A 14,170-nucleotide genomic window follows, 5' to 3' on the forward strand; every position below is an offset into this window, starting at 1 on the left:
CTGATGTACTGCTGAACTCATAAATTTTTAATATTTGGATAAATATAAAAATTAAATATAAAACAATCATTTAATTTTATGATGATGTTATTTTAAAAATAGATAATGAAGTCATTTATTTTGTATTACAAGATTTTTATACTTAAGTCCTGTAGTGTGATGCACAGTTTTTCAGCAGTATATAAAGACTTAAGATCAAATAAATATGGTTTAAAATAACCGAAGGATTAAAAATAATGAGCTTCCCAGCACAAATTAGAATCCCTGCAACCTATATGCGTGGTGGTACGAGTAAAGGTGTTTTCTTCAAAGTGAGCGATTTGCCTGAGCGAGCTCAAACAGCAGGTTCAGCGAGAGATCAGCTTTTACTTCGTGTGATTGGTAGCCCTGATCCTTATGGTAAGCAAATTGATGGTATGGGAGCAGCAACATCAAGTACCAGTAAAACAGTGCTTTTAGAAAAAAGCCAAGTTCCTGAGCATGATGTGGACTATTTATTTGGACAGGTTTCGATAGATAAAGCCTTTGTAGATTGGAGTGGAAACTGCGGTAATTTGACTGCTGCTGTAGGTTCATTTGCAATCTCAAATGGATTAGTCGATGCAAGTCGTATTCCTGAAAATGGTTTATGTACGGTTCGTATTTGGCAAAAAAATATTCAAAAAACCATCATTGCTCATGTCCCGATCACCAATGGCGAAGTACAGGAAACGGGTGACTTTGAGTTAGATGGAGTTACTTTCCCTGCGGCAGAAGTTCAAATTGAATTTCTAGATCCTGCAGATGATGGAGAGGACGGTGGTGCAATGTTCCCAACAGGAAATGTCGTCGATCAATTAGATGTTCCTGATATTGGCAATTTTAAAGCGACATTCATCAATGCTGGAATTCCAACTATTTTCTTAAATGCATCAGATATTGGCTATACAGGTGCTGAATTACAAGATGATATCAATGCTGATCCTGTGGCTTTGGCAAAGTTTGAAAAAATTCGTGCCTATGGTGCAGTCAAAATGGGATTGATTAGTGACATTTCTGAAGCAGAGCAACGTCAACATACCCCTAAAATTGCATTTGTTGCTCCTCCAAAGACCTATGTTTCTTCAAGTGGTAAAGCTGTAAATAATTCAGATGTGGATTTATTGGTCAGAGCATTGTCTATGGGGAAACTCCATCATGCGATGATGGGTACTGCTGCTGTTGCGATTGGGACTGCAGCAGCCATTCCAGGAACTTTAGTGAATATCGCTGCTGGTGGTGGTGAACGCGAAGCAGTCCGATTTGGTCATCCATCAGGAACTTTACGCGTAGGTGCTCAAGCAACATTCGAGAATGAACAATGGCAAGTCAAGAAAGCCATCATGAGTCGTAGTGCACGCGTCCTAATGGAAGGTTGGGTGAGAGTACCGGCTGATAGTTTCTAAAAGAAACTTTGAATGACTAAGACTAAATTTATGAGCCAATAAATCTAGTCTTTTTTATCATTAAGTAAAGATTAATGATTCAAAGCTATAGGTTTTATGCAAGGGACGAAGATTAAGTATTTTATGATAATTTTACCTTTTTAATTTAAAGTTTTTTTGTTGCGTTTAAATTACAAAAAGCTCGTTTTTTCACCAGCAATCAACATGATATATTTTATATAAACAGCATATAATAATAGTGATTGTGCAATATTCTTTTAAAGAAAGATTGATTCTTTGAAGAGTAGATACCAAGTTCATTAATTAATAATTATTAAGAATGAGGTGAAAGATGACTTCTACAGAACATTATGAAACAAGTAATTCTATTTTTCTCGATACTCTAAAAACGATGGGTAAATTAGAGTTGGTCTCTTTCATCTCAAAATTACCTGTACCGATTGCTATATTTGATGATGAATCAACAGTACTTGGCTTAAATCAACTATTCGCTGATATTTATGAAAGCGATGCGCTGTATATGTTTGGCAAAAAACTAAATGAATTTTCTACGGTTGTTTATGCTCTTTATAACGATGCAGTTGTTAAATTTAATAAAGAGCTGTATTTAGAGCAGATTGAAAATGAATTTTATTCTAAAGGTCATTTCTATATCTTAAATTTTAGAGCATTGAGAACTGCCGATAGAGCGATTGAATCAATTATCGTGGTATGTACAGATGTAACGCGGTTAAAAAGACGTGAACGTGTACTGATTCAGAATAATAAAAAGTTGCATGATTATTTATATATTGATCAGACCACAGGGCTAAAAAATAAAATTGCGCTTGAGGAATATCTTGCGGAACACTTTATTGATGGCAATCGAGAGAAATTTTCTTTTGTTAAAATTGATATTGAAGACTTCAAAAAATTCAATCAGTTGAATAGTTATAGCATAGGTGATGAAATTTTAAATCATTTGGGTGAGTTATTCTCTGAGGAAATTGATCAGGACAATGCGCAATTGTATCGTTTGAATTCAGCAAGTTTCATTATCGTTCTTGAGCAATCAACCCCTTGGAAAGTATTGACTGTTGCAGAGCGTTTAAGGCAGAAAATTAGTAAAGAGCAAATACGCTTCGATGAGATTACTGATGAAATCCTTGGGGTTACCATCGGAATCTATCATCCGCGGGTCAATGATAACTTTGCAGAGATTGATATTATGCAACAGTTAGAGATCGCGGTGAATCAAGCCAAGGAACAAGGTAAAAACTCAATCTTTGTCTTGGAATGATGGAGCTTCAAGACATGTTCAACGAAAATAAATTTTTTCCGTACTCAACAGATTTTTAAATCAATATTAATTAAAATCTGTTGAGTTTGATCTGATTGATTTTTATTTATCTCAATCGATATTCATTTAATTGAGATGAATCATGATTGGAGAGTGACAACAGGGTGAGTAGATGCCCGTTTCAATGTAGAATATGCCCATTGATTGACATGAAGTCTATATAGACTGCACCACTTGAAAGTTCGAGGCAACAGTGACATCTATACCTAACGTGAATACTGAAATTTTAAAGCAAGCTCAACAGCAGATTCAGCAAGACTTAGTCACCGCATTAGATGCTTTTTCAATGCCAGAACCGCTTAAAAGTGCGGTTCATCATGCAGTGATGTTAGGTGGGAAAAGAGTACGTCCAGCTTTGTGTTATGCGACTTCTCAATTAAAACCCAATAATCCAAATTTCGCGGGGGTTCGTCGTGCTGCGGTTGCTGTTGAACTGATTCATTGTTATTCACTGGCACATGATGATTTGCCATGTATGGACAATGATTTACTGCGTCGTGGTCAACCGACTTGTCATGTCAGTTATGGTGAAGATACGGCTTTACTCGCAGGTGATATCTTACAATCTATGGCTTTTGAAGTATTGGGCAGTCGCTTGTTTGATACGCAACACAGTGTTGACGCTCAAATTGTATTGAAGCAAATGCAGATTCTAGCAACCTCGAGTTCAAAAATGGTTTGCGGACAGGTTTTGGATATTCAGTCTGAAGGGAAATCTGTTGATCAAGAAACACTTGAGAATATTCATCGGAATAAGACAGGGGCTTTGATCCAAGCTGCGATCATGATGTCTGCTGTGACTTTCTTCGAAGGGGTAGATCCTGCCATTCCCCAATTGCGTAAATTTGGTCAAGCGATTGGTTTAGCATTTCAAGTTCAAGACGATATTTTAGATGTTATTTCTGATACTGAAACTTTAGGTAAAACAGCAGGCAAAGATGAGCAAGTTGAAAAATCGACTTATCCTGCTTTAATGGGTTTAGATGAAGCTAAAAAGTATGCCCAAGAATTACATGATCAAGCCTTCGCAGCCTTAGCGTATTTTGCTGGAGAAGCTCAAGAGCTTGAACAAATTTCACAGTTCTTATTGTCACGTAAAAATTAATCTTATTATCAGGTAACAAACGAAGTTTTTTTTAATTGCTGATAATAAAAAAGACGATCATTTGATCCTCTTTTTTATTTGCCTATTTGATTTGAATCAGTATCTTATTCAATAAAATTTAGACTCGAATTATTTAGTTGCTTCTTTATAAATACGATCAGCTTCGTCAAAACGTGCTGTGATTTGAGTAGAAGGGGCTTTACCCATCAAGCTCACCACAATGATTGTCACCAATGAGCAGATAAATCCAGGAATGATTTCGTAAACACCTCTATCACCCCAAACATTTTTCCAAAGGATCACCATCACAGCACCCACGATCATGCCGTATAAAGCGCCGTTAAATGTCATGCGTTTCCAGAATAATGAAAGAATGATCAGTGGCCCAAATGCAGCACCAAAACCAGCCCATGCATACGCCACTAAACCAAGAACTTTAGACTCTGGGTTTGAAGCAAGAGCAATCGCAAGAAGAGCGATGAGCAATACCATTAAACGACCAATCCAAACCAACTCATTTTGTGATGCAGATTTGCGGATAAATGATTTATAGAAGTCTTCTGTTAGGGTGCTTGAACAGACTAAAAGTTGGCAACTGAGCGTACTCATCACGGCTGCTAAAATTGCAGCAAGAACAATACCTGCAATCCATGGATTGAATAGGATTTTAGTCAATTCCATGAAGACAGTTTCAGGGTTTGCGTTAACCACTGCAGCGAATTGTGGGTTCTGCTCAAAGAATGCAATACCGAAGAAACCAGCAGCGACAGCACCGCCTAAACACAAAATCATCCAAGTCATACCAATACGGCGTGCATTTGGAATAGATTTAACTGAATCTGCAGCCATGAAGCGTACAAGAATATGTGGCTGACCAAAATAGCCTAAACCCCATGCAAGTAAGGATAGAATAGCGACCGTACTGAGATCACCTATCACGTTCATGGCTTGAGGACGTGCAGCTTCTAAAGCAAGTGTGACTTGAGTCATATCAGAGAAACTGAAAATCGTCACGATTGGCGTAAGTAATAAGGCAAAAATCATCAGTCCAGCTTGGATGGTATCCGTCCAAGACACGGCCAAGAAACCACCGATAAATACATAACTGATGGTTGCAAGTGCACTGATCCAAAGGGCAGTGCTATATGACATATCGAACATGCTTTCAAAGAGTCGAGCACCAGCCACCATGCCTGAAGCACAGTAAATCGCGAAGAAAATTAAAATTACGAATGCAGATACAATGCGCAAGACTTTCTTTTGATCATCAAAGCGATTTGAAAAATAGTCTGGGAGCGTTAATGCATTATTTTGAACTTCAGTATGAACACGGAGACGTCCAGCGACCAATAGCCAGTTGAGCCAAGCACCAATGATCAAGCCGATCGCAATCCACATTTCAGAAAGACCAGACAAATAAATTGCACCTGGTAAGCCCATGAGCAACCATCCGCTCATGTCTGAAGCACCAGCAGAAAGTGCGGTTACGAAACTGCCTAAACGGCGCCCGCCTAAAATATAGTCTGAAAAATTCGTGGTTGCACGATAAGCGATAAGACCGATCACAACCATGGCGACGATATAAAATAGAAATGTTATTAGAGTGGGATCTAGGGCGCTCATACGATATCCATATTAGGGTAGATTATAGATTTAAAGTACAAATCTAAAACGAAGGCGAAATTTAAACATAAAATGAAGAAAAATGCTGATTATTTCAGAGACTTGATCAGTACAAATGCCAATCTAAGAAATAAAAAAGGCAGCGTATTCGCTACCTTTTCATTTTGCTAAATTTTACGACATTTGAGATTAGTTATTACGTCCCATTACACCACGAATGGTATTCATGATGTCTGCAGGCAATACCACAGTTTTGGCATTATTTGATTTAGCCATATCCTGCATTGCTTTGACATATTGCTCACCCAAAAGGTAAGCAACAGGGATTTCTTTATCACCTACGGCATTTGTGACCATGTTAATGGCTTTCTCAGAAGCTTCAGCTAGTACCACTTGAGCTTCTGCATCACGACGAGATGCTTCTAAACGACCTTCGGCTTCTAAAATAGCCGCTTGTTTTTCACCATCTGCACGTGTCACGGTTGCACGACGTTGACGTTCAGCTGCTGCTTGCGCTTCCATTGCAGATTGCATGGTTCCTGATGGTTGAATATCTTGAATTTCAACGGTTTTAAGCGTAATACCCCAATCAGAAATGTCATCTGAAATCGCAGCTTTAAGTTTCGCTTTGATATGATCACGAGATGATAATGCATCATCCAAATCCATTTCACCGACGATTGAACGTAGAGATGTTTGTACTAAGTTTTGGATTGCCCACGTATAGTTTTCAATCCCGTAGACTGCTTTTACTGGTGCAGTAATATTGATATAGGCAACAGCATTCATGACCAATACCGCATTGTCACGGGTAATCACTTCTTGAGAAGGAATATCTAAAACAATATCTTTGGTGGTGACTTTATATGAAACTTCATCGACGTAAGGGATAACAAAGTTTAAACCTGGGTTAAGCGTGGTACGGTATTTACCTAAACGTTGCACAATCCAGTTATAACCTTGCGGTACGATACGCACGCCTTTGAAAATGGTAATTCCGACAAATGCCAAAATAGCTAAAACAATAATTGAACCAGACATTGCTGTTCCTCGTTGATCTTGATTTTAATGTTTATAAAGGTGATGCGGCATTGTTGTGGGGTTGAACCACAAGCTGATTGCCTAAGATATCCGTGACTCGAACGCGATCACCAATATTCACAGGCGCAGTTGTTCGGCAATCCCATTCATCTGAACCGAGTAAAGGCATTTGGAAACGCACTTTGACCATGTCGTGTTCCAAATTGAGAATCACCATGCCTGTTTGTCCAATGGTCGCTTCACGAGATAAACCTGCTTTGGTGCGATCAATCGAAAGCGGTTTAATATATTTAAACCAAAATACGGTGCACGCGATTGAAAGAACGATCCAACTGACCATTTGGGCGGTGAAACTCATACTTGGAAACAGCCAAAACAATAAACTGACCACGATTGCTGCGATGCCAAACCAAAGTGCGGCAAAAGCTGGTAATAGCAATTCGGACAAAATGAGTAAAATACCCAATACAAACCAATGCCATGGTTCGAAAATAAAATTCATAAATCAACCCTTATGTTTATCGTTGATATAGATGATTCATATCTTGAACAATGTAACAGAGTTAACCAATGCTGAATATAAAAAAAGCAAATTCGGTCATATACCCAATTTGCTTTTCAGTTTTTAATTAAAATTCTAAATGCAAAAAAACATTTAGAAAATTGCAATGCTAGATTCGTGGACGTGGAGCAGGTTTAAAAGCCGCAGGTGATTTCTTGAAGTTAGCAATTGCCGCATCAATGGATTTGATTTTCAATTGTGCAGATTTTTCACCTTGAAGAATGGCTTCATTACTTGCTTTTAAATCTAGAGTACCTAAATGCCCCACTTGAGGTTGAATCACGATATTGGCTTTATTTAATTCACTATTGATACTTTGTTGACCCATAATGTTAATAGTTTGATCGAGTAGCCCAAACATGCTGAGTGGCTTGTCTCCAACCGGACGTGCGGAAATATCGATTGCAATCACGATGTCAGCACCCATATCTTTAGCGGTTTGCACTGGAATAGGACTGACTAATCCGCCATCGACATATTTTGTTCCACCAATAGTTGCTGGAACAAAAACATTAGGAATACTACAAGATGCCCGAACCGCTTGACCTGCATTACCTTTAATAAAGTCTGCACGCTTACCATTGTCTAAACGTGTTGCAACAGCTGCAAAACGTATAGGAAATTGTTCAATAGGTTTATTGGCAATTTGTCGGTTGACATAGTCTTGAAGTTTTTGACCCAGTACCACACCTTGACGATTTAAGGTTAAATCACGGATATCTGATTCTTTTAAACTAAATGCGATTTGTTGTAACTGAAATGGAGTTTTACCACTAGCATAGATACTGCCAACGAAACTTCCTGCACTGGTTCCTGTCACAATCTTCGGTTTAATGCCGTGTGATTCAAGTACTTTAATCACCCCAATGTGGGCAAAACCTTTGGCACCGCCACCCCCTAATGCGAGTGCAATCACAGGTTCACGTGCTTGAACTGACGTAGTTTGAGTAGGTGTTTTGGTATTTTTGTCACAACCACTCAACGCCAATGTAACAAGGCTAAGTAGTGTGGCATGTTTTAAAATTGAGTTTTTCATGAATTGGCTTTTGCTAAATGAAGTTTCAAGAACACACTTTCATCACCAAGCCTTTTATTGCAGTCTCATCTCAATAGAATTTTAAGTTTTCTATTTTAAGATTCATACGACTAAAAGGAAGGAGAGTTTGGCATGTAAGGTGATCTAAAGTTGTGTTAAATTTTGCTGAATATATGAACAGATTGTGCCGTGATTTTCTAGCGCCATTTAGACATCGTTACAAAAATGTTCAATCCACGCTTAATCATGTTTTGTTCTACTTTTTATTTTCTGATGCCCCGATATATGCTTCAGCGCTTTAATTGGCAATCTAATGCTATCATTCGAAGATTTAATGATAATCGAATGAGTCTTAATGGTCTTTATTAAGTAATGCTTTTAATGGTTTAGCTAAACGTTGCATATTTTTAGGAGAAAACTGACCTTGATACGTTGCCAATATTTTCTCTAAATCTGCATCGTAATCGCCTGTAGGTTTTAAGATACCAATACAACGAATGACTTTGTGATCATAGTCAAATGCAAACATCACGATAGGGATGTGAGCACCAAGGGCAATGTGATAAAAACCACTACGAATGTGATCGGCATTTTTACGTGTACCTTCAGGTGCCATAGCCACCCAAATTTTATCTTCTTGGTGAATTTTATTGATAATTTGTTGGGTTAATCCATGGGGAGAGTCGCGTTGAACTGGAATAACCCCCATCCATTTGAACAAACCTTTCAGTGGTGTTTTAAATAGGGTGTCTTTACCAAATATAGTCACTTTAATACCCAAACCGAGCATGGCTAAAAAGGCATATAAGCCATCATAATTAGAAGTGTGTGGGGAAATAATGGCAACTGCTTTGGGGAAATTGGGGAATTCACCTTCAAAGCACCAACCTTGCGAAAGATAAAGACGTCTAAATATTTGGCGACTCAATTTAGAGCCGCGATGTGGTGCTTGATCAGGCAATTGCGGAAATTTATTGTTCATTATTCGGATGTTCTTCGCAAGTAAAGCTATTTTCTCAATATTAATACTTTGCTACATTGGCAAAATAAAATATATCCATTTTTGTATCATGATTGGCAACTGTATGGAAGCCTTCTTGCTTAGGTCAAAATTATAATGATGCTCAAAATGCCTCAGGTTTATTTACTCCTTTTTTCATTGTATTGGGCACAAGGTTTACCTGTTGGGTTCATGACCCATGCGTTGCCTGTGATCTTAAGGGCACAAGGTGTTTCGCTTACTCATATTGGTGGTTTTGGCTTACTGATGGCGCCGTGGGCGATTAAAGTATTGTGGGCGCCGTGGGTGGATAAGTTTGGTTCGTCAGGCTTTGGACATTATCGTTCTTGGATTATTCCCACTCAAATTTTAACCATTAGCATTTTAATTCTGCTGTCCTTTATTCCGATTGAATCGTTAAATCATCCAACTTATTTATTAGCATTTTTTATTACCTTATTACTGATGAATACTGTGGGCGCAACTCAAGATATTGCGACCGATGGTTTGGCAGTGAGTATTTTAAAAGGTGAGCAACAACATATTGGAAATATGTTTCAAGTCATTGGTTCTCGACTTGGTTTTATCGTAGGGGGAGGCGCGATCCTGTGGGCACTGGATTGGCTCAACTGGCAAAGTACCTTTTTAATTCTTGCGGCGATTGTTTTACTCAATACACTTCCTATTCTGTTTTATCGCGAACCTCAACATCAGCGAAAGAGTATTAGTTTGTCTCCTGATGTGAACAGCGTTCATTTAGAAGAAGTGGCAATTGATTCAAATCGTAGCCAAAACAATACGACACAATCAACTCAAACGGCTATTTTCAAAAACATAAAAAACTACCTGAGTTATTTTCTGAGTACCAAAGTGATGTTGGCATGGTTTGCCGTGTTGTGTTGCATCAAGATCACTGATGGATTGTCTGGCCCGATCATTAAACCGTTATTGGTGGATTTAGGTTTAAGCCTTTCACAAATTGGCATCTATATTACGATTCTTGGGGCATTTGCAGCATTATTAGGAGCAGGCGTCGCAAGTTTATGCCTACGTGTAATGAGTCGTGAAAAAGCATTTATTTTATTTTCAGTTTTAAAGCTAGTAAGTTTGGCAGGTTTTGCATGGTTAGCAACTTTACATACCCAAAAGGCACAGATTCAACCGTGGATGATTTATCTCATCAATGCTTTGGAAGATATGTTTTCATCGATGTTGTTGGTGATTATTCTGACTTTAGTGATGCAATATAGTCGAAAAGAACATGCGGGAACGGATTTCACCTTTCAAGTCTCACTGATGGCGATGGTGGCAGGTGCGTTATATACCCTAAGTGGTGTGGCGGGAGATTGGTTAGGTTATCAGCACTATTTAATGACGATTACTCTGATCGGCATATTGATGCTGATTCCGATTTTCTACTGGTCAAAACTCGTGAAGGCTGAATCCCATTGAGCTGAACGATTAAGTAAACTAAAACCTTTATGTAAAAATTGGCATTACACAGCATAAATTCGAATTTGTGAGCCAAGACATGACTGCTAAGCTTTAATCCAAATCAACAGGACAATGATTAGAGAAATTGGTTAATTAAATTGATTAGTGAAATAGCACATATTTAAATGCAAAGCATCTACATAAAAAGGATTTAAACGGTGAGTCTTGAAATTGAATGTAGAAAATATGGAATGTAGAAAATAATGAGTATACAAGCGGTTCTGTTCGACCTAGACAATACACTGACTCACCGTGATTTAAGCGTGCAAGCCTATAGTCAATTTTTACTCAATGAGTTTCGATCAGATTTGATCAGTTCTGATTTAATAGAATTTAACCAAACCATTGAAATTATTCGCCGTATTGATAATGGCGGTTATCCCAAAAAAGAATATTTAACGCACCCAAGTATTGCAGCTTCGGTTGCATATGCCTTGATTGACGCATTACCTTGGCATAATCCACCTCAACTGGAAAAGCTGACTGAGTTTTGGTTTGAACAATTTGGCTTATCTGCGGTCGCAATGCAGGGCGCTGAAGCATTATTACATCAGTTAAAACATCAGAATTACAAGTTGGCGGTGATCTCCAATGGCGGTAATGCAACGCGACTTAAGATATTAGAAGGTTTGGGTTTTCTTGATTATTTCGATGAAGTATTTAGTTCAGAATCGGTAGGGATCTCGAAACCCAAAGCTGAAATTTTTCTTCATAGTTGCCAAAAGATTCAGGTTGATCCTCAGCAGAGTTTGTATATCGGTGATCATCCCATCAATGATTATGCAGGAGCGACTTCAGCTGGACTGCGTGCGCTTTTACTGGAAGGTTTTCATTCTACTGATTTATTAGAGAAAATAGATTTAGTGAAACCTATAGATTCATTGCAACCAAAGCAACACTACGACTCTTCAATACAGCCTAAAACCATTCAGCATTTGCATGAAGTGATGCAGTTTTTGGTTTAGGTTTTAAATGAAAAAATTGATCTTTAGAAAATCAAACTACATGATTGAAATAGGATTAACTTGAGCAATATTGATTGAACTGTATCAATTGAACTGTATCAAATGGAAATCAGTGGTCGTTGTAAAATACGCATTATGTTTAAAAACAATGTTTGAATGTCACAGATAAAAAAATCCTGATCACGATCAGGATTTTTTTATACAGAATTTTTAATGGATTAAAAAATCGCTTCATCAGAGTTGGCTGAAATTTTATGTACAGAAATATCTGCACCTAAATATTCTTGTTCTTGGCTTAAACGAATACCCATAGTCGCTTTGAGTGCGCCATATATGATAAATCCACCGATCAATGCCACGAGAATAGCGAGGCTCGTACCAATCAATTGCGAAATCAGCGAAACTCCACCTAATCCACCGAGCCATTGTTGACCAAATAAACCCACAGCAATACCACCAAAAGCACCACAAATACCGTGAAGAGGCCATACGCCTAATACATCATCCACTTTGAGTTTGTTTTGCGTATAGGTGAAGAATTTCACAAAGATCAATCCCGCGATTGCACCAATCACAAAAGCGCCAAGTGGATGCACGATATCTGACCCTGCACAAATTGCCACTAAACCTGCCAGTGGACCATTGTGTAAGAAACCTGGATCTTCTTTACCAAAGAAATTCGCAGCAATTGTCCCACCCACCATTGCCATGAGAGAATTCATCGCAACCAAACCTGAAATAGCATCAAGACGTTGAGCACTCATCACGTTAAAACCAAACCAACCCACGATCAAAATCCAAGAACCTAAGGCTAAGAATGGAATTGAAGAGGGTGGATGAGCACTGACTCGACCATCTTTTTTGTAGCGTCCATAACGAGGGCCAAGTAAAAGTACAGCAGCCAAAGCAATCCAGCCTCCCATCGCATGTACAACGACTGATCCTGCAAAGTCATGAAAGCTTGCACCAAATGAATTCTCTAACCATTTTTGCAGTCCGAAATTACCGTTCCACACCATACCTTCAAAAAATGGATAGATCAAAGCCACTAAAAATAAGGTCGCAATTGCTTGCGAGCGCATCTTTGCACGTTCAGCGATGCCTCCAGAAATAATGGCAGGAATAGCAGCTGCAAAGGTCAATAAAAAGAAACAGCGCATCAGGTTATAGCCATGTTCTTCGGCAAGTACCGTACTGCTATGAAAGAAATGTTCGCCGTAGGAAATGTAATAACCAATAAAAAAATACGCCACGGCCGAAATTGAAAAGTCAGTCAAGATTTTACTCAATGCATTGACTTGGTTTTTATGGCGTACAGTGCCGAGTTCTAAAAACGCAAAACCTGCGTGCATCGCAAGAACAAGAATTGCACCCAAAAGGAGAAAGAGTAGATCGGTGTTTTGCATAGTGATTTCTTATGGTGCTTAAGCTTTTAATTTTTAGCAGTATAACGACTCATTTTGTAGCGAAAAGACTTTGCTATGTGGGAAATATTGATTAAGAAACCATAAAAATAACCAAGACTCGATATAACGCAGAGCAGTGCACTTTAATGGTGTTTATGCACTAAAACGGTGCGTAAATGAGTTAATGATAAATACTCAAGATTTTGATTTATATAATCTTTTGGTGAATTGAGTTGTTGTGAAATTAATAATACTCGAATGCGACGACTTTAGTTTTTTGTAAATACTTTGAAATTTAGACCAATAACATTCAGAGATATTGGTCGTACTTACGAATGATCGATCTTCAAAACATAGCGAATCTAAGTTTGCTAAAAACGCACACAAATCGTTCGTTGTAAAAGACATTCAAATACATCTTATGCGTTCAAATCGGTGCAAAGTCTTAAGGGCGGTTTTAAGCATATAACAGATAAATTAAATATCGAACATTATGCACAAGGCTTTGCTTTAAATTCTTGGCGAACTTTATTAAATTTTGAACCATCCCAGCTAAAAACATTGTGGCATTTAGATGGATTGGTGACGACCATTTCAGGCCAACCATGACGACCTACAGATTTTAAAAATTGAGGTTCACCCGGACTATTAAAAATACGTGTCCATTTGCCATTTTTCTGTGTAGTCAAAAGGTAGAATCCTACGCCTGTAGATGCATAACATTCTGTTCCACCATCACGAACAATTGCATCTAAACGACCATCGCCGTTGATGTCTTTAATCACAGGAATATGCCCCATGCTACATTTTCCACGCCAAGAGCCATTGGTATTTTTAAAGCCAGCAGCAGTGAAAATCTCAGTTTTTTGATCTGTTTTGGCATTTGCAAATGTAGTGCTTGGCATGAGTAGCCCACCAAGCAAAGCACTACAAACCAAGGATTGAATTAAGGTCTTTGCAGGAATACTGAAAGTAGCTTTTTGATTCAAAAAATTGGATGTTTTTAAAAATTGACTATCCATAGCAATCCACGGTAATTGTTATTTTATTGATGTAATTCACATTTTATAAGAAAAAAGATCGAGTTCAAGCCAAATTGACAAGATTTTTGTTATTTAGGATGGTGTGAAGTCATTATTGATCCAAAATTTGCATGATAAAAATGAAAGTGTTAG

Annotated in this window: 12 protein-coding genes; 5 read left to right on the forward strand and 7 right to left on the reverse strand. The window is 38.1% G+C overall.

The window, feature by feature from the left end:
* Positions 1-236 precede the first annotated feature (236 nt).
* From prpF to AC5YDM_RS03385, 3 genes are all read left to right on the forward strand, one after another.
* Positions 237-1,424, forward strand: coding sequence for a 2-methylaconitate cis-trans isomerase PrpF (gene prpF / locus AC5YDM_RS03375; protein WP_496150720.1), 1,188 nt, complete (start codon positions 237-239; stop codon positions 1,422-1,424).
* Between the two features lie 331 nt (positions 1,425-1,755).
* Complete coding sequence (locus AC5YDM_RS03380) at positions 1,756-2,703, forward strand: sensor domain-containing diguanylate cyclase (RefSeq protein ID WP_496150721.1); 948 nt, start codon at positions 1,756-1,758, stop codon at positions 2,701-2,703.
* A gap of 253 nt (positions 2,704-2,956) precedes the next feature.
* Complete coding sequence (locus AC5YDM_RS03385) at positions 2,957-3,868, forward strand: polyprenyl synthetase family protein (RefSeq protein WP_496150722.1); 912 nt, start codon at positions 2,957-2,959, stop codon at positions 3,866-3,868.
* Positions 3,869-3,997: 129 nt separating this feature from the next.
* On the opposite strand, the gene putP is transcribed toward AC5YDM_RS03385, so the two are convergent.
* The 5 genes from putP to AC5YDM_RS03410 all read right to left on the reverse strand — a co-directional run bounded on the left by putP (position 3,998) and on the right by AC5YDM_RS03410 (position 9,112).
* Positions 3,998-5,491, reverse strand: a complete 1,494-nt coding sequence (gene putP / locus AC5YDM_RS03390) for a sodium/proline symporter PutP (protein ID WP_496150723.1) — start codon at positions 5,489-5,491, stop codon at positions 3,998-4,000.
* Between the two features lie 189 nt (positions 5,492-5,680).
* Positions 5,681-6,532, reverse strand: coding sequence for an SPFH domain-containing protein (locus AC5YDM_RS03395; RefSeq protein WP_496150724.1), 852 nt, complete (start codon positions 6,530-6,532; stop codon positions 5,681-5,683).
* Positions 6,533-6,563: 31 nt separating this feature from the next.
* Complete coding sequence (locus AC5YDM_RS03400; RefSeq protein WP_496150725.1) at positions 6,564-7,034, reverse strand: NfeD family protein; 471 nt, start codon at positions 7,032-7,034, stop codon at positions 6,564-6,566.
* A 169-nt stretch (positions 7,035-7,203) separates the two neighbouring features.
* A complete protein-coding gene (locus tag AC5YDM_RS03405; RefSeq protein ID WP_496150726.1) occupies positions 7,204-8,130 on the reverse strand; it encodes a patatin-like phospholipase family protein in 927 nt (308 codons plus the stop codon).
* Between the two features lie 352 nt (positions 8,131-8,482).
* A complete protein-coding gene (locus tag AC5YDM_RS03410) occupies positions 8,483-9,112 on the reverse strand; it encodes a lysophospholipid acyltransferase family protein (protein WP_496150727.1) in 630 nt (209 codons plus the stop codon).
* Between the two features lie 147 nt (positions 9,113-9,259).
* On the opposite strand from AC5YDM_RS03410, the gene AC5YDM_RS03415 reads away from it, so the two are divergent.
* Together AC5YDM_RS03415 and AC5YDM_RS03420 are read left to right on the forward strand one after the other, a co-directional pair.
* Positions 9,260-10,582: an MFS transporter gene (locus tag AC5YDM_RS03415; protein ID WP_496150728.1), complete on the forward strand. Its 1,323-nt coding sequence runs from the start codon at positions 9,260-9,262 to the stop codon at positions 10,580-10,582.
* Between the two features lie 245 nt (positions 10,583-10,827).
* Positions 10,828-11,589, forward strand: a complete 762-nt coding sequence (locus tag AC5YDM_RS03420) for an HAD family hydrolase (protein ID WP_496150729.1) — start codon at positions 10,828-10,830, stop codon at positions 11,587-11,589.
* A 218-nt stretch (positions 11,590-11,807) separates the two neighbouring features.
* On the opposite strand, the gene AC5YDM_RS03425 is transcribed toward AC5YDM_RS03420, so the two are convergent.
* The gene (locus AC5YDM_RS03425; RefSeq protein WP_496150730.1) at positions 11,808-12,995 is read right to left on the reverse strand and encodes an ammonium transporter; all 1,188 of its coding nucleotides are present in this window, start codon (positions 12,993-12,995) and stop codon (positions 11,808-11,810) included.
* Between the two features lie 491 nt (positions 12,996-13,486).
* On the reverse strand, positions 13,487-14,017 hold the full coding sequence (locus AC5YDM_RS03430) for a hypothetical protein (RefSeq protein ID WP_496150731.1): 531 nt from the start codon (positions 14,015-14,017) through the stop codon (positions 13,487-13,489).
* Positions 14,018-14,170 lie beyond the last annotated feature (153 nt).

It is taken from the genome of Acinetobacter sp. CY81 (assembly GCF_059515925.1).

What these genes read in the sequence shown, in the direction of transcription:
- prpF (WP_496150720.1), top strand. Translation starts at nt 237, where the DNA reads ATGAGCTTCCCAGCACAAATTAGAATCCCTGCAACCTATATGCGTGGT.
- AC5YDM_RS03380 (WP_496150721.1), top strand. Translation starts at nt 1,756, where the DNA reads ATGACTTCTACAGAACATTATGAAACAAGTAATTCTATTTTTCTCGAT.
- putP (WP_496150723.1), bottom strand. Translation starts at nt 5,491, where the DNA reads ATGAGCGCCCTAGATCCCACTCTAATAACATTTCTATTTTATATCGTC.
- AC5YDM_RS03395 (WP_496150724.1), bottom strand. Translation starts at nt 6,532, where the DNA reads ATGTCTGGTTCAATTATTGTTTTAGCTATTTTGGCATTTGTCGGAATT.
- AC5YDM_RS03400 (WP_496150725.1), bottom strand. Translation starts at nt 7,034, where the DNA reads ATGAATTTTATTTTCGAACCATGGCATTGGTTTGTATTGGGTATTTTA.
- AC5YDM_RS03405 (WP_496150726.1), bottom strand. Translation starts at nt 8,130, where the DNA reads ATGAAAAACTCAATTTTAAAACATGCCACACTACTTAGCCTTGTTACA.
- AC5YDM_RS03410 (WP_496150727.1), bottom strand. Translation starts at nt 9,112, where the DNA reads ATGAACAATAAATTTCCGCAATTGCCTGATCAAGCACCACATCGCGGC.
- AC5YDM_RS03415 (WP_496150728.1), top strand. Translation starts at nt 9,260, where the DNA reads ATGCCTCAGGTTTATTTACTCCTTTTTTCATTGTATTGGGCACAAGGT.
- AC5YDM_RS03420 (WP_496150729.1), top strand. Translation starts at nt 10,828, where the DNA reads ATGAGTATACAAGCGGTTCTGTTCGACCTAGACAATACACTGACTCAC.
- AC5YDM_RS03425 (WP_496150730.1), bottom strand. Translation starts at nt 12,995, where the DNA reads ATGCAAAACACCGATCTACTCTTTCTCCTTTTGGGTGCAATTCTTGTT.
- AC5YDM_RS03430 (WP_496150731.1), bottom strand. Translation starts at nt 14,017, where the DNA reads ATGGATAGTCAATTTTTAAAAACATCCAATTTTTTGAATCAAAAAGCT.